The organism is Lawsonella sp. (genome assembly GCF_011525565.1).
GTDB lineage: Bacteria > Actinomycetota > Actinomycetes > Mycobacteriales > Mycobacteriaceae > Lawsonella > Lawsonella clevelandensis_A.
This window is the reverse complement of sequence record NZ_WVRS01000001.1, coordinates 149125-168009: the sequence shown is the minus strand read 5'-3', so window position 1 is coordinate 168009 and position 18885 is coordinate 149125. Positions and strand designations below refer to the sequence as shown.

The following is an 18885-nucleotide window of genomic DNA, read 5'->3' as shown; positions in this document are numbered from 1 at the left end:
GAAAGCGGGAGGCTAGCGTTATTGCTAGCCTCCCGCTTTTATTTTCTGATGTTGTTTCTAGTCCAGATAATCGCGCAAAACTTGGGATCGTGAGGGGTGACGGAGCTTAGACATAGTCTTGGACTCAATCTGGCGAATACGCTCGCGAGTAACTCCATAAACTTGACCAATCTCATCAAGAGTACGAGGTTGGCCATCAGTAAGACCAAAACGAAGCCGTACAACACCCGCTTCGCGCTCAGACAGGGTATCTAAAACATCCTGTAGTTGGTCCTGCAGCAAGGTGAAAGACACAGCGTCAACAGCAACAACCGCCTCAGAGTCCTCGATGAAATCACCGAGTTGGGAATCGCCTTCATCGCCAATAGTTTGGTCAAGAGAGATAGGCTCACGCGCGTATTGTTGTATTTCCAATACTTTTTCAGGAGTAATATCCATCTCTTTAGCAAGTTCTTCTGGAGTAGGTTCCCTACCTAGATCCTGTAGAAGTTCTCGCTGAATACGACCGAGCTTATTAATAACCTCAACCATGTGCACAGGAATACGGATAGTACGCGCCTGATCTGCCATAGCACGGGTAATGGCTTGGCGAATCCACCAGGTGGCATATGTGGAGAATTTATAGCCCTTGGCATAGTCGAATTTTTCAACAGCGCGGATAAGACCGAGGTTGCCTTCTTGGATAAGGTCAAGGAAGGCCATGCCGCGGCCAGTGTAGCGCTTAGCTAATGACACAACGAGACGAAGGTTGGCCTCCAAAAGATGATTCTTCGCTTTGTCTCCATCTCGAATGACGAGTTTAAGATCGCGGCGTTGTGAGGGTAGAACTTTCTCTCCTCCGGCTTCCAGCTCTTTCAAAAAGTGCTCAGCATAAAGGCCGGCCTCGATACGCTTAGCGAGATCTACCTCTTCTTCCGCATTGAGCAGTGCTACCTTGCCGATTTGTTTAAGATAGGCGCGCACTGAATCCGCAGATGCAGTAAGCTCAGCATCTTTGCGAGCTTGTTTGAGGGCGGCAGATTCCTCTTCATCCCATACAAAGTCCTTCGGAGTGACTTTCTTCTTCTTTTTGGGAAGGGCTCTGCCCGTGGATGTCTTAGAGAGAACACGAGAAGCAGGGGAGTTGTCAATGACAGGAGTTTCTTCCTCCTCGTCATCGTCTTCTTCGCCCTCAATAACAACGTCGTTTATGTCGTCATCATCATCGTCTTCGTCTTCATCGTCATCGAGGGGTGTGACATCGTCGTCTAATCCAAGGTCGTCATCTGTAAGAGCGGCGCTGTCAAGATCATCGTCTAAATCCTCGTCGAGATCGTTGTCGAGACCCTCGTCAAGGTCAAGATTGTCATTCTCAAGTGCGTCTTCAGCAGTTTCCTCATTATTGAGGACGATGTTTTCTTCTTTATCAGTTTTCTCGGTACGTTTCTTAGTACCTTTTTTAGTGCCACGTGTAGAAACAGTTTTTGTATTTGTACGCTTACGTTTCGTCTTTTTAGCAGCTGTTTCGCTTTTCGCCTTTTTTGTTGTTTTTGCTGTACTTGACGCGCTGCGTCCAGTGCTCTTTTTTTGAGAAGCAGCTTGAGATGTTGCAGTACCAGTCGTTGCAGAATCTACATTCTTTGTTGATGCAGAAGAAGTTGGACGACGCCGCGCAGTAGTGCGACGGGTCGTTTTCTTTTTCTCTGAAGTAGTGGAGGCGGAGGTAGATTCGCTCTTAGAGGCTGCCACAAAAAACCTTTCAAGACTAGGCGAATATGACGTCAATTATTGCTTCCGCGCAATAAATACAATAAATATTCAGTGTAAATATAGGGTAAGTACACTGTAAGTACACGGGCGCGGAAAGCACACACAGCCATTGTACCGACTAGCTCATGATATTGCCGAAACACTGTTATAAGACGCGTGTCACAATGCGGTAAAACGACATGCGCAATGTGGCGATTATCAGCTAGATCTGAGATAAGACGCAGCGGTGTTGTCCGAGAAGTTATAACCGAGTAAATCTAGGGGCGAATACCGTTGGCAGCAGCATAGGCGGCACCTACAATTCCAGCTTGATTACGCAGTTCAGTAGGTACTATTGGAGTGCGAATATCAAGGTCGGGCATCCACTTTTCGTAACGGCGAGAAATGCCACCACCAGCAATAATAAGTTCCGGCCAAAAGAATTTTTCCATTCCACGAAGCATAGTGCTTACCTGTGCTGCCCACTCGGACCAGGAAAGATCCTCACGTTTTCGTACTGCTGCGGACGCATAAGCTTCAGCATCCATACCGTCCAGTTCAAAATGACCGAATTCAGTATTTGGCACGAGAATGCCATTGTAGAGAACTGCTGAACCGATTCCGGTACCAAACGTTAAAAGTACTATTAATCCTTCAACATCTTTTGCGGCACCAAAGTGTAGTTCGGCAATACCCGCTGCATCAGCATCATTGACAACCGTGATTTCCTGGCCTGGAAGATGATGCGTAAAGAGGTCTGGTACATTCGTGCCGATCCACGACTTGTCAATATTGGCAGCAGTTTTAGCAGTTTGCTGCTGAATAACGGAAGGTAGAGTGATTCCCACCGGTCCGTCCCATTCGAAGCGGTGAGTAATTTCAGCAATAACGTCGGCTACTGCATCGGGGGTAGCAGGCTTGGGAGTAGCAATTCTTATGCGTTCACCGATGAACTGCCCAGTATTGAGATCGACGAGTGCGCCTTTGATACCGCTGCCGCCAACGTCAATGCCGAATCCACGAAGTTGTGACTGGAGACCGTTTTCCGTCATGGTGTTCCTTTGCACTGGAGAAGCCTGTGAGGTCATGGTGCTCTACCAATATCTTAGTCAACATAACCTGGCAAAGATCACGCTAGAAGATACTGAATCGCTCCAGATATGATTATGGAGGGTAAAACGAGTTCTGCCAACTCTGTTGCCAGACGTAGCATAGTAAGTGACAGATCAGAGCTTCTCTGATCTTATTGCTGGCATCGTAAATAAGTGATTTTCAGAAAGACGTATCGATATGGCTGATCCTACTACCTCTTCATCTCTAATTACTCCCGCTGAACTGCGCGACTTAGCTGTTAAGATGGCGGCAAACTCCGCCCAGCTCGTTGCCCGCCGACGCGCAGAATTGCTGTCTGGAAACACTGCCAGCACGGCAACTGCACTTGGACAGCAACTTAAGACAACGGAATGCGATCCTGTCACTGTCGTTGATAAAGAAAATGAGAAAGCTCTGCGTGATTTCCTCACCAGTACTCGTCCACACGATTCAATTTTGGGAGAAGAAGGTGGGGGAGAAGTCATGACAGGTGACGAGAACGCCGTCACCTGGATTCTCGATCCCATCGATGGAACCGTCAATTTCCTCTACAATATTCCCGCATATTCAGTATCAATTGCTGCCGCTATGAACGGTAAAGTTGTCGCTGGTGCCGTCGCCAATATCGTGGGTAATGAAATCTTCTCTGCACACCGCGGAGGAGGAGCAAGCGCAATCAGTGTAGAAGACGCTCTTGCTGATCCTCAGAATGCGCGTACTGCTCCGCGTCTCAGCTGCAATGAGCCCGCCAATTTGGGGGTAACACTACTGGGTACGGGATTCTCCTACACTGCTTCAAAGCGAGCTCTTCAGGGCGCGCTCTTCTCCAAAGTGATTTCGCATGTCCGTGATATCCGTCGATTGGGTTCGGCAGCGTTGGACCTATGCTTTGTTGCAGCAGGTCGTTTAGATGCCTACTACGAGCACGGTCTACATCCATGGGATCGTGCTGCAGGTGGAATTATTGCACAGGAAGCAGGTGCCGTCACCGCTATTCCAGATCCTGCAGAGATTGGTCATAAAGGTACTCTCAACTACGCAGTAGCGCCTTCTGTAGCGAAAGAATTTCTCGCCATGATGGAAGAAGCAGGTGGTCTGCAGCCCATGCCGCTGCCTTAACACTCCCAGTTGGTGAAAATAATGGCAGGGTTCCCATCTCCTTGAGGCTAGGAACCCTGCCATTATCTTTTAGTTCAGCAAATAAAGTTAGGACTGCTCCGGCACTAAATCGATAGCACCACAGGGGCATTCTTCAACGCATATACCGCAGCCCTTGCAGTAGTCGTACTTAAATTCGTATTCGCCCGGTTTGATCTTGGTAATTGCGTTGTCGGGGCAAACACCAAAGCAGTTATCGCATCCGAAGCAGTTACCGCAGGACATGCAGCGACGTGCCTCAAATAGTGCAGAGCCTTCATCTAAACCAAGGACAACCTCATCAAAAGTAGAAGCACGACGAGCACCCTCTAGCTTCTCTCGAACCTGTACGGGGGCATCCGCGTAGTACCACGTGGAAAGGCGATCAAAAGTAGCATCTGCGTGCTTCGGAGCCGGGTGGTACTCGGTATCACGGAGGAAAGCATCAATATAACGAGCAGCTTTCTTTCCATGTCCAATAGCGACGGTTACTGTGCGCTCAGACGGAACCATATCGCCACCAGCAAATATACCGCGGTGGCCGGTCATCATTTGGTTATTCACCTGCACAACGCCATTACTAATTTCAATCTCATCATCATTTTCTACAAGCGACAGGTCGGCATCCTGCCCCAGTGCCATGATGAGAGAATCGCCCTGTAAGGTTTCATACTCGCCAGTTGGTTGAGGGAAACCATTTTCGTCGAGTTCCATTTTCTCGATCTGGATTTCGCCCTGGTCAACATGCTTGACGGTGGAGAGCCAACGCATGAGTACGCCTTCTTCTTCGGCTTCTTTTACCTCAGAATCATGGGCGGGCATTTGGTCTCGTGTACGACGGTAAAGAATGACGGATTCAGATGCGCCGAGACGGCGAGCTGTACGGGCGACGTCAACAGCGGTATTGCCACCACCATAGACATAAACGCGACGGCCAAGCAATGGCTTATCTTCAGCGTCTTCATCTGTTACGCCGCGGAGGACGGATACAGCATCGACCATATTGGCAGCAGAACCTGCTGGGATATTGACGTTTTTACCAATCTGGGCACCAACAGCAAGAAATATTGCGTCGAAATTCTCAATTTCCTTATCGACATTCTCAACTTTGGTATTGAGCTCAATGGTGACACCCATATTTTCGATGCGTTCGATTTCCGAGCGGAGAATGCCGCGGGGGAGACGGTAAGCCGGAATGCCAAATCGCATCATACCGCCAGCCTCTGGGCCTGCATCACGAATGGTGACGGTGTGTCCGGCACGACGCAAGTGATAGGCAGCGGAAAGTCCGGAGGGGCCAGCTCCGACAATGAGAACTTTTTTCCCAGTCTCTTCCTGTAGGAGGGGAACGGTCCAGCCTTCTGCGATGGCCTTATCTCCAAGGAAGCGTTCGATGGCATTAATACCTACGGCTTCATCAACCTGGCCGCGGTTGCATGCTGTTTCACATGGGTGGTAGCACACGCGTCCCATCGTTGCTGGCAAGGGATTATTAACCATAATCTCCCGCCAAGCAGCTTCGTAATCTCCCTCCTCGGCATGGTAAAGCCATTCTTGAATATTTTCACCAGCAGGACAGGCCTTGTTACAAGGAGGCAAGTTATGAACATAGACAGGGCGTTCGGTACGCCATGAGCCCGTTTCGTTTGCAAGAGAAGAACCAACTTCCAATGTGATAGCAAACGGTTCAGAGGTGTGGGCAGCACCTTTAGATTCCGGGACAGTCATGTCCTACTTCTCCTTATGTTCGCTTTTAGCATCAAGAATGTGTTGCTTATGCTTTTTCGCTTCTTTATCAGCTTGAGTCGTTTTAGCAGCGTCACGAACAGCCCTGGCAAAACGACCCTCGGGGTCATCTCCTGCTGACATCACGCGTTTAAGGACGTCATCGTCAAGACCTTCCTCATCGATCAGCCCATAGCGGCGAATATTGCGGTCAGCCATAGCCTGCAGACGAGTCAGTGTCTCCGTGTCTTTATTTTTGAAGATATGCGCAAATCGACGTTGCGGTCGTAAGTATTCTTCGACCGGCACTGGGCGACGAATTTTCATGACTGACGTTATTTCGCCAGCTTCTGCCTCATAGACCGGGAACAGGCCAGTCTGTGTAGCAAGACGGGCAAGTTTAACAGTATCGCGGGAGATTGATCCCCAACCGAGCGGGCACGGCACCAAGATATGGATATAGCGAGCTCCGTGATACTGCATAGCCTTTGTGACTTTATATTCAAGGTCACGCAGGTCAGCTACAGTTGCTGTAGCTACGTAGGGAATTTCATGAGCCATGGCAATGCGCGCCATATCTTTACCCTTACCAAACTCATTACCGGGGTGTGAACCAACTGGCTGAGTAGTAGCAGTACGTGCGGTAGGGGGTGTAGAGCCGGAGCGCTGCACACCAGTGTTCATATAGGCCTGGTTGTCGTAGCAGAGGTAGAGGACATCGTCGTTACGCTCAAACATGCCTGACAGGCAACCCATACCAATATCGACAGTGCCGCCGTCACCACCTTGTGCAATAACGCGGATATCGTCCTTGTGCTGGGCGCGCAGACCAGCAGCAGCACCTGCTGCAACTGCCGGGGCATTGCCAAATAGCGAGTGGAGCCATGGCAATGTCCAAGATGTCTCTGGGTACGGAGTAGAGAATACTTCCAGACAGCCTGTGGCATTGACGGCAATTAGCTGGCCATCTGTGACAGACATGGCTGTATCCAGCGCATAGCGGGCACCGAGGGCCTCACCGCAGCCTTGGCATGCTCTGTGACCAGATGTTAGAGAGTTGTAACGGTCGGGATCAGACTGCACAGAACGAAGTTGTTCTTCAGCAAGACGGTTACCAACTGCGTAGGAACCAACCTGGTAGAACTTAACTTTTTCACGAGCTGGAATGGAGGTCTCGCGAGTTGACGGCATGCTGGGGAGGGGAAGACTTACTTCACTCATTGTATTTACCTCCTAGTTGTTGCGGGCATTTGCCGCTTGATTAGCACGAGTATTCACGTCTCGAAGCATGTTTTCTGCCATCGGACCAGAACGGCGAACTGTTTCTTGGCGCTCAAGCTCGGCCTCCACAAGAGTGCGGTCGAGATCGAGGAAAGTAAGCGGTTCAAGCTCATTCTTCTGGGCAGAATCAAGCATGTCGTGAATGGAATGTTTGGTGATATTACGTCCGCCAAGACCTGCAATTACTTCGTACAGATCGGGATGGAGATCGGGGTCGATATCGCGGAGAGAATGGAAAATGTGGGAGGAGACGATACCACCAATTCCAACTTGGAAAGCTTTTTCAAAGCTAATGATGGTTTTGGCATTCTTTAGGGCATTTCCAACGACTTCGAAGGGGAAAGGTCGGAAGGAGCAGATGGAAAGAACACCGATTTTTTCGCCTTGTGCACGACGTTCATCAACAACGTCTTTGAGCGTTCCCACAACGGAGCCAAGAGCCACGATGATGGTGTCGGCGTCATCACAGTGATAGGTGTGAATAAGTCCACCAGATTGACGGCCAAAGATTTTCTCAAACTCTTTTTGAACCTGTGGGATAAGTTCAAGAGCTTGCTTTTGTTTGTGGTGTGCGAGGTAACGAACTTCGGTGAATGCTTCAGGACCGACCATGGCGCCAATGGACATGGGGTGTTCAGGATCGAGTACCTGGCGTGGTTCATACGGGGGGAGGAACTTAGCGACTTGTTCTTCTTCCGGGACATCTACTTGCTCGACTGCGTGAGTCAAGATGAAGCCATCCATACATACCATGACAGGTAGTGAAAGTTCCTCCGCAATACGGAATGCCTGGACGTGGAGGTCGGCAGCTTCTTGGTTTGTTTCTGCGTAAAGCTGTAGCCACCCGGAGTCACGCTGGCTCATAGCGTCAGTGTGATCATTCCAAATGTTAATAGGGGCACCAATAGCGCGGTTGGCCACTGTCATAACAATGGGAAGGCCGAGACCAGAAGCGTTGTATACGGCTTCCACCATGAAGAGCAAGCCCTGTGATGCTGTTGCAGTATAAGCACGAGCACCTACTGCGGAAGCACCAATGGAAGCTGACATAGCAGCATACTCGGACTCCACATTGAGGTACTCGCAGTCCTGGAGTTCTCCATCCTTAACTAATTTAGAAAGGGCTTCGACGATGTGAGTTTGGGGGCTAATAGGGTATGCGGCAACGACCTGTGGTTTACAAGCGGCAACAGCTTGTGCCATGGCCTGTGAGCCTTCAATTTGCTTAAGCACTGGCATGTACCTCTTCGTGAGAGAGCAGTTCCGCGGCAGCCTGAGCTGCAGCAATGTTCTTTTCTGCAATTGGCTTAGGGAACTTTGAATGAATAGCCTTCGTAACAGCTTCCATAGAGACAATGTCGGTGAAAGCAGTAACGGCACCGAGAAGAACCGCATTTGGGACATTGCGCCCCACGTATTGGAATGCGAGATCGGTAGCGGGAATAAGACGGATATGTCCAGGGATATGACTGTTGACAAGGTCGTTGAGATCTAACTCATCAAATGTTTTTGTTGAGTTGATAAGGGCATAACCGTCAGGTTTTAAACCTGAAAAGACATCCATAATTGCCAGCAGGGTGGGATCCTGGACAATGATGAGATCCGGTTCAAGTACAGGTTCGCGAGTGCGGATTTCTGTATCCCGGATACGACAATATGACACTACTGGGGCGCCGGTGCGTTCAGAGCCGAAGCTGGGGAAAGCTTGCGCACAGTGTCCATCTTCAAATGCAGCAAAGGCGAGAAGGTCAGATGCAGTAACTACACCTTGTCCGCCTCGTCCATGAATTCGTACCTCAACCATATTTAGAACTATACGGCTGAAATGGAGAGGTTACCTGTGTAGTAGCGGCGTTTATAGCGTAATTACGCTACATATATTGGAACGAATAGCATTGTTTTTAAATTTTTATATATAGAGACAATATTTCTTAGATTTGCTGTATGGGAAAGTTCTGGTAGATGAACTCCATATAGCCTTTTATCAGCTAATTTCCGTATTGTGGAATATTATTTCCATAATTGCTCTATTAAAAGGTAAGCCTATCCTAATTATTTGTAATGTACAAGTGCTTTATCTGGATCACGTGATAAACGGTATAACAATGCGGCTATGACGATCTCATAGAGGAAAATCGAGAGTGTGGAGAGAGGCTATACGCGCGTAATTTTGAGACTTGACAAAAATGCGAGAATCTCTAGCAGAGAAAGCTATGAAAAATGTTCGCATTAGCTAGCATTAGGGCCTTTCTTTCTGTAATATGCCGTTGTCGAGCTAGGCCTACATTATGTGGGTATAGGCACCATCTCGTCTCTTACTGCGACGATTAAGGAATGAATTATGGCGACTGACTACGACGCACCGCGTAATAACGACGCTGACGGTCTTGAAAGTAATTCTCTTGAAGAATTACAAGCAGGCCGCGGGGAGAACCAAGCTGGTTCTGCAGAAATTGATGAAGTAGATACTGCCGAGTCGTATGAGCTGCCTGGCGCCGACTTGTCTGATGAGGAACTTACTGTCCGCGTTGTTCCTAAACAAAAAGACGAATTCACGTGTGGTGTATGTTTTCTCGTACAGCACATTAGCCGCCTTGCGTATATCGATGAGGATGGCACCATGGTGTGCCAGGATTGTGCTGGATAATCTATTGTGCAGTTCCTTAAAGGCCATGCAAAGGAAAATCTTTGCGTGGCCTTTAGGTCTCCATAGCAATTAATGCAGCGGTACACTCAAGATCATGTCTGGACTCACACCTACCTCTTGTGTTGTTAATATCGTTCGCCTTGATTCGGAGCTTCCTCTTCCCATGCGTGCTCATCATGATGATGCAGGGGTGGATCTTTACTCTGCGGAATCTCTCACACTAGAACCCGGACAGCGACAACTTGTCCGTACTGGTATTGCTATTGAACTTCCTTTTGGGACGGTAGGTTTTATCAATCCACGTTCAGGACTTGCTGCTCGTAGTGGTCTTTCTATCGTTAATGCGCCTGGTACTGTGGATGCTGGTTACCGTGGAGAGATCAAAGTGTGCCTTATCAATCTTGATCCACAGCAGTCTATTGAAATTAAACGTGGAGATCGCATTGCACAGTTGCTGGTTCAACGTGTTGAAATGTTTACATTTAATGAAGTAGAAAAGCTTGGTGTATCCGAGCGAGGAGAGAATGGCTATGGCTCTACCGGTGGTCATTCAACGCTTGTAGAAGGCTAGTTAATGTTTGGATTCGGAAAGAAAAAAAAGAAAGCAGCACAGAAAAAGAGCGCTGTAGCAGAAGAGACAAGTGTTAAAAACGCGAGTGCTGAAGGCACGAGAGATACCTCTGAGAACTCGGTAGACAGTGTCGTCACTTCAACAGCTAGCTCCAGTAATACTGGCAGTCAGGTTCCTCCTCAGGAAGGTCCGTTTGATGAGTCAGATGGCACTATAACGGGGCTTCTCGACCCCGATGGTGAAGGACTTGGCATTCTTGATTTTGGGGCCTATGCTTTCGTTCCTCCTGTCAATACACAACTTCAGATTGAGTCATCTGAAGAACAGAACCTTGTTGTACACGTTCTGTCAGGGCAAAGCAATATTACGATAGATGCGTATGCGGCTCCTAAAACGGGGGGCCAATGGAGATTTGTCGCCTCCGAGCTAGCAGATGGTTTACGTAACCAAGGTGCAAAGGTTTCTATCCAAGATGGTCCTTGGGGCCGTGAGGTCATAGGATCCGCCGCAGAGTCCGTTATTCGTTTTATCGGTGTGGATGGCCCTCGGTGGATGCTCCGAGCTGTTATCGTCAGTAGTCCAGCAGAAGCTGAACAATCTGCTGAAATAGCACGCACAATGTTGAGCCATACTGTAGTACGTCGTGGTACAAATCCCATGCCTGCGCGTACCCCCATTCCGTTGGTGCTTCCCATGGAGATTCTCGAACAGATACAGGCCGAACAACTTCGTCAGCAAGAGGACACGAAATTGGCTGCCGAACAGGCGCGGAAGCGTGATGCTGCAGATAATGGCGAAGCGCTTCAACAATTTGACCAATCCGAGTCCTAAATATGAGTTCTTCCTCCTCAATTCCGTGCGAAGATCCACAGCAAGAACAAGATAAAGACTGCACTCTTCAAGAGGATAACGACGCTCTTGAAGAGACTCTCTTGGAGCGTATGGGCGGATGGCGTGGGGTGGTGTACTCCACGCTTCCAGTTGTGGTTTTTGTGCCCGTTAACGCGTGGAAGGGACTTATGCCCGCGCTATGGAGTGCTTTCGCTGTCGCCGTCGTCATTTTTCTTCTCCGTCTTATTCGTCGAGAAAAACTTACCCCTGCCGTATCTGGCCTAATAGCGGTGGCATTGTGTGCCTTTATTGCTTATCGGATGGGCAATGCTAAGGGATATTTTGTCTGGGGAATTTGGGTATCGGCTGCCTATGCAGTGATATCTATCATTTCCATTGTGGTTCGGTGGCCTTTAATTGGTGTTGTACTGAATCTATTGAATGGGCATGACCAATCGTGGCAAAAGAACAAGACCAGTCGCTATTGGTATGATCTTGCTACTTTTGCGTGGGCCTTAGTATTCGCCGCTCGCTTTGCTATACAACAGTGGCTTTATCTTAAAGATGCAGCAACTGCTTTGGGGGTTACTCGTATCGTCATGGGATGGCCGCTTACTATTGTTGCCGTCGTTATCACTGTTTGGGCTGTCAAGAAGACAACACGGGAACAGTCTGAATCTTGTTCAAAAACAGATTCGTGAGAGTGAGGGTGGTGTAGAAAGTGCATAACGACTCTACGAAGTGCTTGCCAGACCCAGAGGCAGAGACTCTCGATAACTGTATACGCGTTAAGTGTGGTGGTCCTGCGCATGGGGGAGCTATGGTGGCGCGACATCATGGTCGCGTTATTTTTGTTGACGGTGCATTACCCAATGAAGACGTTACTGTCTGTGTTACGGAGGAGAAAAAATCTTTTGTACGCGGATATGTCGTCGATATTCATTCAGCGAATCCTGAACGACGAGACCACGTGTGTGAAGCAGCAGCGGCTGGAGCCGGATGCTGTACATGGGATAATGCCTCATTAACTCTGCAGCGAACGATGAAGGCACAGATTGTTGATGATCTTCTTCACCGTATTGGTGGTTGTTCTCATATTCCCTGGAAGGGGTCTGTTACTCCGCTTTCTGGAGAAACATTGTCTGGAGAACCCAATACGGATGGAACACAGTGGCGAGTACGTCAGCGGTTGAGTATTAATAGTCGTGGAGAAGTGGGACCTTTAGCAGCGCGTTCTCACACTGTTATTGCGGCTACGTGTTCGCAGGTAGTACCACTATTATCCGGTTCTCCTCGAGAATGGGGGATCGCGGATGAAGTAGCTTCTTTGGCAGGTACGTCATCTGAGCTAGTCTTGGCGGCTGACTCATTAGGGGAACGCCATATCGTTTCTCTAACGCGCGAACAACGGCACTATCGTGGATCTCGCCGTGCACAAGCTACTGCCCGTCGTGCTCATACTTCCCATATTGTTCGTCGTGAAGTTTTAGAAGGATCTGGAATGGCGACGGAGAGAGTTCTGGGACAGGAATGGCATATACCAGCTGATTCATTCTGGCAGGCGCATTATGCTGCACCAGCTGTATATGCCCAGCTTGTGTGTGATTGTGCGGATTTACATGATGGTGAGTCAGCCTGGGATTTATATGGCGGATGCGGTATTTTTGCCCATGCATTATCGCGTGCAGCATCCCACTCCTGCGCTGTTGTTTCCGTTGATACTGCAGGCCCAGCAATAGCTGCGGGAAAAGCTAGTTTTCGCCACACTGGCCAAAAAATTTCTATGGTGGAAAGTTCTGTTTCACAGTGGCTGCACAAAGGTGTTTCTGCTGACGATACTGCACCCGCTACAGTAGTGTTGGATCCTCCACGCGCAGGGGCGGGGAAAGATGTCGTGTGTGGAGTTGCAGCCCATCAACCTCGAACTGTCATGCATTTTGGGTGTGATGCTGCAGCTTTTGCACGCGATCTCCATTTGTGGAAAGAGAATGGTTACGGTATCTCTGAAGTGCGCATTTTTGATAGTTTTCCTAATACCCCTCACATGGAGTGTTTCGCTCTGTTGAGGCGTCTACTCTAAACTGTATTAGTCCTCAGCGGACGAGTTTATTGTTAAGGAGGTGCCATCCGTGTCGCTTCTGGAGCATATTAATGAACCTGCAGATTTGGCGGGGTTGACGTATCCCGAAATGCAAGAATTAGCTGAAGAGATCCGCCAATTTCTTATTCATAGTGTCTCCCAAACTGGTGGTCACCTTGGTCCTAATCTAGGCGTTGTGGAGCTGACTCTCGCAATACATCGTGTTTTCACATCTCCGCAGGACGCTATTATTTTTGATACTGGCCATCAAAGTTACGTGCATAAGATCATCACTGGTCGGAGAGAACGCTTCAATACCTTACGACAGGCAGGTGGACTATCTGGTTATCCCAGTCGCTCAGAAAGTTGTCATGACTGGGTTGAATCTTCTCACGCTTCAGCTTCGCTGTCCTATGCAGATGGTCTTGTAAAATCGTTCGCTATTGATGGCATTCGCCGTAACATCGTTGTTGTTGTTGGCGATGGGGCTCTCACCGGAGGTATGACGTGGGAGGCCCTCAATAATATTGCTGAACATAAGCATGCGTCGTTAACCATTGTTGTTAATGACAATGGTCGCTCCTACGCTCCTACTATCGGGGGATTAGCAGAGCGTTTAACGCGGCTACGTACTGAAAACGCCTATGAGTGGGCGATGTATCAAACGAAGAAAAAACTGAAGGAGAGGGGTAAATTCGGACAATTTGTCTATTCGCTTCTGCACGGTTTTAAAACGGGTATTAAAGATACAGTTGTCCCCGAACCTCTTTATAGTGATCTAGGGTTGAAATATATTGGTCCAGTTGATGGGCATAATCAACGTGCTATAGAAACTGCTTTGAAACGAGCACGAGATTTTGATGGCCCGGTAATAGTGCATGCGGTTACTCGAAAAGGGGAAGGGTACCCGTTCGCAGAACATGATAAACGCGATCATATGCATACCACGGAGGCTATAGATCCAGAGACAGGTATCTCCCTCGTTCTGCATAGGCCAGGATGGACAGAAGTCTTTTCAGAAGAAATGCTCCGACTTGGTGCAGAAAGACCAGATATTGTGGCCATTACCGCAGCCATGGCAGGTCCAGTAGGTCTTGTTCCATTCCGTGATAAATATCCTGATCGATTTTTTGATGTAGGTATTGCGGAACAGCATGCTATTGCTTCTGCTGCAGGGTTGGCATTGGGCGGTAAACACCCCGTAGTAGCTTTGTATGCTACCTTCCTTAACCGTGCTTTTGATCAGCTCTTGATGGATGTTGCTCTCATCCATCAACCGGTTACAGTCGTGCTTGATCGAGCTGGGGTAACAGGACCAGATGGTGCAAGTCATGATGGTATGTGGGATCTTTCTTTAATGAGTGTTATTCCCACAATGCGTGTTGCTGCACCTCGTGATCCGCGCACACTGCGTGAAGAGATCAATGAGGCCGTCGCCATTGACGATGGTCCAACAGTAGTTCGTTACCCTAAAGGACCAGTTACTGACGATCTCACTGTTATACGCCGTACTGAAGATGGTGTTGATATCCTTTTTGAAGAGGGAAAAGATGTCCTTATTGTGGGTGTCGGGACTTTTGCACGCCGTGCAGTAACTGCTGCGCAGAAATTGGTACAAGAGAATATTGGCGTCACCGTTGTGGATCCTCGTTGGGTACTTCCTCTTCCGGAATATCTTCTCCAGGAATCAGGTAAGTATCGTCTAGTGGTTGTTTATGAGGATAATGCCGTCAACGGAGGTATTGGTTCTGTTATGAGTACTGCCTTACATCGACGTGAATGTGATGTACCGTTACGACAGTTAGCACTTCCACAAGAATTTTTACCGGTCGGTACCCGCAAGGATCTTCTGAAAAATTACGGTTTGGACAGCAGTAGTGCAGCTCACCGTATAAAAGAATGGTTCCAGAAAATTAGCGGGTAAACGCCACAAGAGATATCTGTTACTCAACTGGAACAGCGAGCTTTTCCGCTAATGCTCCTGCTACATGAGCAATTTGCCAGGGACGTGCCTGCGAGGCAACAAGACTGGCAGTAATAGATTCCGGCGAGTTCTCCTCTGTCAGCGTCCAGCTGAGTGTCCGCAGTGCCTCACCCGCAATAAGATCTTGTGGCTCAATTCCTAGTTCTTCTGCAATACGCTCAGTAACCGTGCGGCACTGTGATAATTTGTGTGCCGCATCTGGATTTAGTCGTTTCCATTGAGATTGATGAGGTATGGGCTGATCACTGTGAAGCAGTAGAGGTGGCAGTCTATTCGCGGGAGTATGTAAACCATTTTTAACGGTGTGCAGCCAACGATTACGGTAGCGGAGTCGTCCTGTTCCTTTAAGAGTCTGTAGGTCCGCTGCTGTCGTTGGCTTAGCTTTCGCTAGAGTAATGATGAGACGGTCAGGAAGAAGTCGTCCAGGGGCAATATCTTTTTCTGCCGCTAATGCATCGCGTGATATCCACAGCTGACGAGCTATTTCCATGTCTCGCCGGGTTTTTAGAGTATGGATGTGTGAGATACTGCGCCAAGGATCTTTTTTCGGTGCAGGACTGGGTTTACACCGTTCAAATTCGCATTCTTGGTCAATCCATTCGGACCGTCCGCGGTCTAATGCTTCTTTGTATAGTTCATCCCATAGTTCTACGAGATATTCAACGTCAAGAGCTGCATAGTTAAGCCAAGAGTCGGGGAGTGGTCGGCGAGACCAGTTTTCAGCACTATGGTTTTTAGCAAGATGTAGACCAAGAATTTCTTCGGTAAGGTGTCCCAAATTGCATCGTTTATATCCCAGAAGGCGTCCGGCAAGTAGTGTGTCTGTCAGATATTGAGGAGTGAGCCCTAACTCCCGTAGGCATGGAAGATCTTGATCTGCGGCATGAAGGAGCCACGTGAGTGGATTGATGGCCGATGCGAGTGGAGCGAGGTCTTCTTGCGGATGGGAGAAAGCTGTGGGATCAATGAGATAGGTTCCTGCACCCCTCCGGCGAAGTTGAATAAGCTGAGCCCGTTGAGAATAAGTGAATCCGCTTGCACGCTCAGTATCAAGTGCCAGGATCCCTACGCCAGCAGATAACGACTCAGCTGCCTTTGCTATATCGTGGGTAGTGTTTAAAAGAGGGGGAAGTCCTTCTCGTGGAGCATTTACTGGAATGGGCGCAGAGTCAGGTGTTAGTGGTTCTGGTGGCGTCGATGAACCATTAGGCATGATGTCCTTAATGATGTTTCGAAAGGTTTGTTACTCCGACAGGAGGTAATCCTGCGACAAATGCGAGAGTTTCGGCAACAGCCTCAAGATGGGATGTCATAGCATTATCTTCTGCCGTCCACGAAGCTCTTAACTCTAGCTGGTAGGCACGTGGTGGCCCAGATATATCTCCGTAACGAACTGAATGCGTTGCAGTGACGGTGCCACCCAGCATGGAGAATTTAACATCGCGTTCGTGTAAACCATCTACTAACCATGTCCAGGCAACTTCAGTGAGCATGGGGTCTTCCGCTACCGCAGCATCCATATCTGCCTGAATATAGGTCACAATGCGAGTTGTCCCATTCCAGGCATCTTGACCACTAGGGTCACAGAGAATGATGAAGCGTCCGTACGCATCACCTTCGCTTTGTTCAGGGATAATAAGTTCGTCCGGGTGGGATACTTCCAAACCAACGGCATAGCTAAGGGGAGCAAGTCGTTGCGGAGGACGAATAGGTCCAACTTCAATTTCAGGACGGAATTGAGCGGTTTTAAGAGAATCGACTGCACTATCAAAGGCTGTAGTGTCGAGGCTATTTTCTTCGCTGGTCACGATTATTACGCTAAAACACTGAGAGAAGATTCCCAGTTGACGCGCCGAGCTTTGACAACTTTGAGCGAGTTTCCCTATAAGAATGCAGTTTTACCTGTTGGATAAGTAGGGTCTTGTATTTTTCGGGCTACACGATACCGCCACAAAGACACGATGAAGATGATGATAAGTAGGAGCAGCCATCCGATAGTGGCACGGCTATATTCGAACCAGCGTCCGTAGGTAATCCAGCGTGTGGAATACCAGCGGTGTTCTCCCAGAATAAGATATATAGCAAGCCAGGCTGGCCAATTTTTAAGAAAACTGGCCTTGCTTACAATTGTCATCACCATGGGGATAAGCATGATGGAGTAGTACCGTTGGCCGAGCGATCCACCTAAAAAAGCGATGAGGAGCACAGTTCCTGTAACTGTTGTAAGCCACAATCGACAATCAATAGTTCGATAAGGCTGCAGTAATACGATTGTGGCTAGGCCAAGCATGATGACAATAATTCGAATAGTCCATGTAAAGGCCGGTGGTGCGCCCCAATAGGCTAACCAGCCAGCAATGGAATTATTGTAGTAGTCACGTACTTCACCTAGATATTTAACGGTGCGAGTCCAATATTCTGCAGGATCAGCAGCGATATAGTATCCAATAATGTTGAGGACAGCAGGAATTGCGAACGCGGTAATAAAAGGCCGCCATCGTTTCAACAAAATGGGGAGAAGAAGAAGCGGAGCCAGCATAGGCTTTATTGCCAGCGATATACCTAGTGGGACTCCCGCCCACCAATTTTTATTGTGTAAAAGCAGGTAGAGAAAACCGACTTCGCATAAGTAGACAGCTCCATTTATATTGCTGAATACCAGTGTGTTGGTAACGCCTTCGGAGATAAAACTAGCGAAAAGAAGGATAGGAAGAGCACAGCCTTTCAGACTGAACTCAAACATTTTCACCAAAATAATGGAGGCAAGCACTATACAGAGCGCATTAAACCCTATGAACACCCAGCGGCTGATCGTCTCATTAGTAATAAATCCGAATGGAGCCAGGAGGAGAGTACCCGAGGGGGAGTAGAGATAATGTGGATTAGTAAAATTGTAATTATCTGTATAAACGGGCTGACCTGCGAGAAATTGCTTTACTGCGTCATAAACAGGAGCGAAGTCATTAGTGATATAGCCATTAACTGCTTGAATAAAGACTTTATACAGTATGACGAATACCGTAAGCGGCCAAAATACAACAGTGAGTACTTTGTTGAGGGAGTGTTTATCCCATGTACTAGCTGTTGATAAAGGCGCAGGTGATGCCATTCTTTTCCTCGTGGATATCAGGTGATTGACGGTTAGGCGGTACCGTTACTGAACCTAGTCTATGAGCTTACTTAGATAGAGAACTAATAAGAGGTTTCTCTAAAACGACATCATCATTACGAGTTTTGCCTACGTAGTAGATTCTCGTTCCAACAGGTGTAAAACCCTGCTTTTCATAAAAACGCAAAGCACGCTTGTTATACGAATTAGTTGCTAACCACAGACTTGAATATCCGCATGCAAAGGCCTGTTCAACAGCATGTTCCATGAGAGCCGTAGCAATACCACACCCGTGAAATTCTTTTCTTACATATAGCTTATCCACGCCTAGTGACGGTTTTTCTTGCAGATTCTCATAGGCCGTGGGATCCATTTCCGCACCGGCTACAAGCAGCATATAGCCTAGTAGTTGGTGCGAATTTTGATCCTCCGCCACTACTAAATAGTGAGCTATATTACAGAGATGGTTCAGTAAACGCTCTGTACTGAACTGAGACGCACAGTGCTCGATAATATCTTCAGGACCAACACTGTCGGGACATGCCATGGGAAATGTTATGTACGCAAGTTCATTAACCGCAGAATATCATCTTCTCTAGCAGACCGAATAGTACAAGAGGGAGTGGGCTGAGAAAGCATGACTATCAGTGTAAAGGAAGAAGAGTCTTTATTTCGAGCTGAGACGTAATCATCTAACGAT

The 18885-nt window shown here is 48.3% G+C and carries 17 protein-coding genes; 7 read left to right on the top strand and 10 right to left on the bottom strand.

The features are described 5' to 3' along the window. Positions 1-57: 57 nt before the first annotated feature. On the bottom strand, positions 58-1728 hold the full coding sequence (locus QZV76_RS00795) for an RNA polymerase sigma factor (protein WP_290595336.1): 1671 nt from the start codon (positions 1726-1728) through the stop codon (positions 58-60). Between the two features lie 278 nt (positions 1729-2006). Further along, positions 2007-2780, bottom strand: coding sequence for a polyphosphate--glucose phosphotransferase (gene ppgK, locus QZV76_RS00790; protein ID WP_290595335.1), 774 nt, complete (start codon positions 2778-2780; stop codon positions 2007-2009). Positions 2781-3018: 238 nt separating this feature from the next. On the opposite strand from ppgK, the gene QZV76_RS00785 reads away from it, so the two are divergent. After that, positions 3019-3939, top strand: a complete 921-nt coding sequence (locus QZV76_RS00785) for an inositol monophosphatase family protein (protein ID WP_290595334.1) — start codon at positions 3019-3021, stop codon at positions 3937-3939. A gap of 87 nt (positions 3940-4026) precedes the next feature. Here QZV76_RS00785 and QZV76_RS00780 read toward each other — a convergent pair whose 3' ends face one another. From QZV76_RS00780 to QZV76_RS00765, 4 genes are read right to left on the bottom strand one after another with little or no spacing between them, the layout of a single operon-like run. Next, positions 4027-5685, bottom strand: a complete 1659-nt coding sequence (locus QZV76_RS00780; RefSeq protein WP_290595333.1) for an NAD(P)-binding protein — start codon at positions 5683-5685, stop codon at positions 4027-4029. Positions 5686-5688: 3 nt separating this feature from the next. After that, positions 5689-6903, bottom strand: a complete 1215-nt coding sequence (locus tag QZV76_RS00775; RefSeq protein WP_290595332.1) for a thiamine pyrophosphate-dependent enzyme — start codon at positions 6901-6903, stop codon at positions 5689-5691. Positions 6904-6915: 12 nt separating this feature from the next. Further along, on the bottom strand, positions 6916-8202 hold the full coding sequence (locus tag QZV76_RS00770) for a transketolase C-terminal domain-containing protein (protein ID WP_290595331.1): 1287 nt from the start codon (positions 8200-8202) through the stop codon (positions 6916-6918). Then, positions 8189-8767 carry a 2-oxoacid:acceptor oxidoreductase family protein gene (locus tag QZV76_RS00765; protein WP_290595330.1) on the bottom strand — a complete coding sequence of 193 codons (579 nt, stop codon included), beginning with the start codon at positions 8765-8767 and terminating at the stop codon, positions 8189-8191. The genes QZV76_RS00770 and QZV76_RS00765 overlap by 14 nt, the downstream gene beginning before the upstream one ends. A gap of 537 nt (positions 8768-9304) precedes the next feature. On the opposite strand from QZV76_RS00765, the gene QZV76_RS00760 reads away from it, so the two are divergent. The 6 genes from QZV76_RS00760 (at position 9305) to dxs (ending at position 15016) form a co-directional block, all read left to right on the top strand. Continuing rightward, a complete protein-coding gene (locus QZV76_RS00760) occupies positions 9305-9610 on the top strand; it encodes a DUF4193 domain-containing protein (protein WP_290595329.1) in 306 nt (101 codons plus the stop codon). Between the two features lie 94 nt (positions 9611-9704). Further along, positions 9705-10181, top strand: a complete 477-nt coding sequence (gene dut, locus QZV76_RS00755; protein WP_290595328.1) for a dUTP diphosphatase — start codon at positions 9705-9707, stop codon at positions 10179-10181. Positions 10182-10184: 3 nt separating this feature from the next. Then, positions 10185-11012, top strand: coding sequence for a DUF3710 domain-containing protein (locus QZV76_RS00750; protein ID WP_290595327.1), 828 nt, complete (start codon positions 10185-10187; stop codon positions 11010-11012). Positions 11013-11014: 2 nt separating this feature from the next. Further along, entirely contained in the window at positions 11015-11713 is a 699-nt protein-coding gene (locus tag QZV76_RS00745; RefSeq protein WP_290595326.1) for a DUF3159 domain-containing protein, read from the top strand. 20 nt (positions 11714-11733) lie between these two features. Next, on the top strand, positions 11734-13092 hold the full coding sequence (locus QZV76_RS00740) for a TRAM domain-containing protein (protein WP_290595325.1): 1359 nt from the start codon (positions 11734-11736) through the stop codon (positions 13090-13092). A gap of 49 nt (positions 13093-13141) precedes the next feature. Next, the gene (gene dxs, locus QZV76_RS00735) at positions 13142-15016 is read left to right on the top strand and encodes a 1-deoxy-D-xylulose-5-phosphate synthase (protein WP_290595324.1); all 1875 of its coding nucleotides are present in this window, start codon (positions 13142-13144) and stop codon (positions 15014-15016) included. A gap of 19 nt (positions 15017-15035) precedes the next feature. On the opposite strand, the gene QZV76_RS00730 is transcribed toward dxs, so the two are convergent. From QZV76_RS00730 to QZV76_RS00715, 4 genes are all read right to left on the bottom strand, one after another. Continuing rightward, positions 15036-16289 carry an HRDC domain-containing protein gene (locus tag QZV76_RS00730; RefSeq protein WP_290595323.1) on the bottom strand — a complete coding sequence of 418 codons (1254 nt, stop codon included), beginning with the start codon at positions 16287-16289 and terminating at the stop codon, positions 15036-15038. 7 nt (positions 16290-16296) lie between these two features. Continuing rightward, positions 16297-16884 carry a DUF3000 domain-containing protein gene (locus QZV76_RS00725; RefSeq protein ID WP_290595322.1) on the bottom strand — a complete coding sequence of 196 codons (588 nt, stop codon included), beginning with the start codon at positions 16882-16884 and terminating at the stop codon, positions 16297-16299. Between the two features lie 74 nt (positions 16885-16958). Continuing rightward, a complete protein-coding gene (locus QZV76_RS00720; RefSeq protein ID WP_290595321.1) occupies positions 16959-18185 on the bottom strand; it encodes a glycosyltransferase family 87 protein in 1227 nt (408 codons plus the stop codon). Between the two features lie 67 nt (positions 18186-18252). Then, entirely contained in the window at positions 18253-18732 is a 480-nt protein-coding gene (locus QZV76_RS00715; protein WP_290595320.1) for a GNAT family N-acetyltransferase, read from the bottom strand. Positions 18733-18885 lie beyond the last annotated feature (153 nt).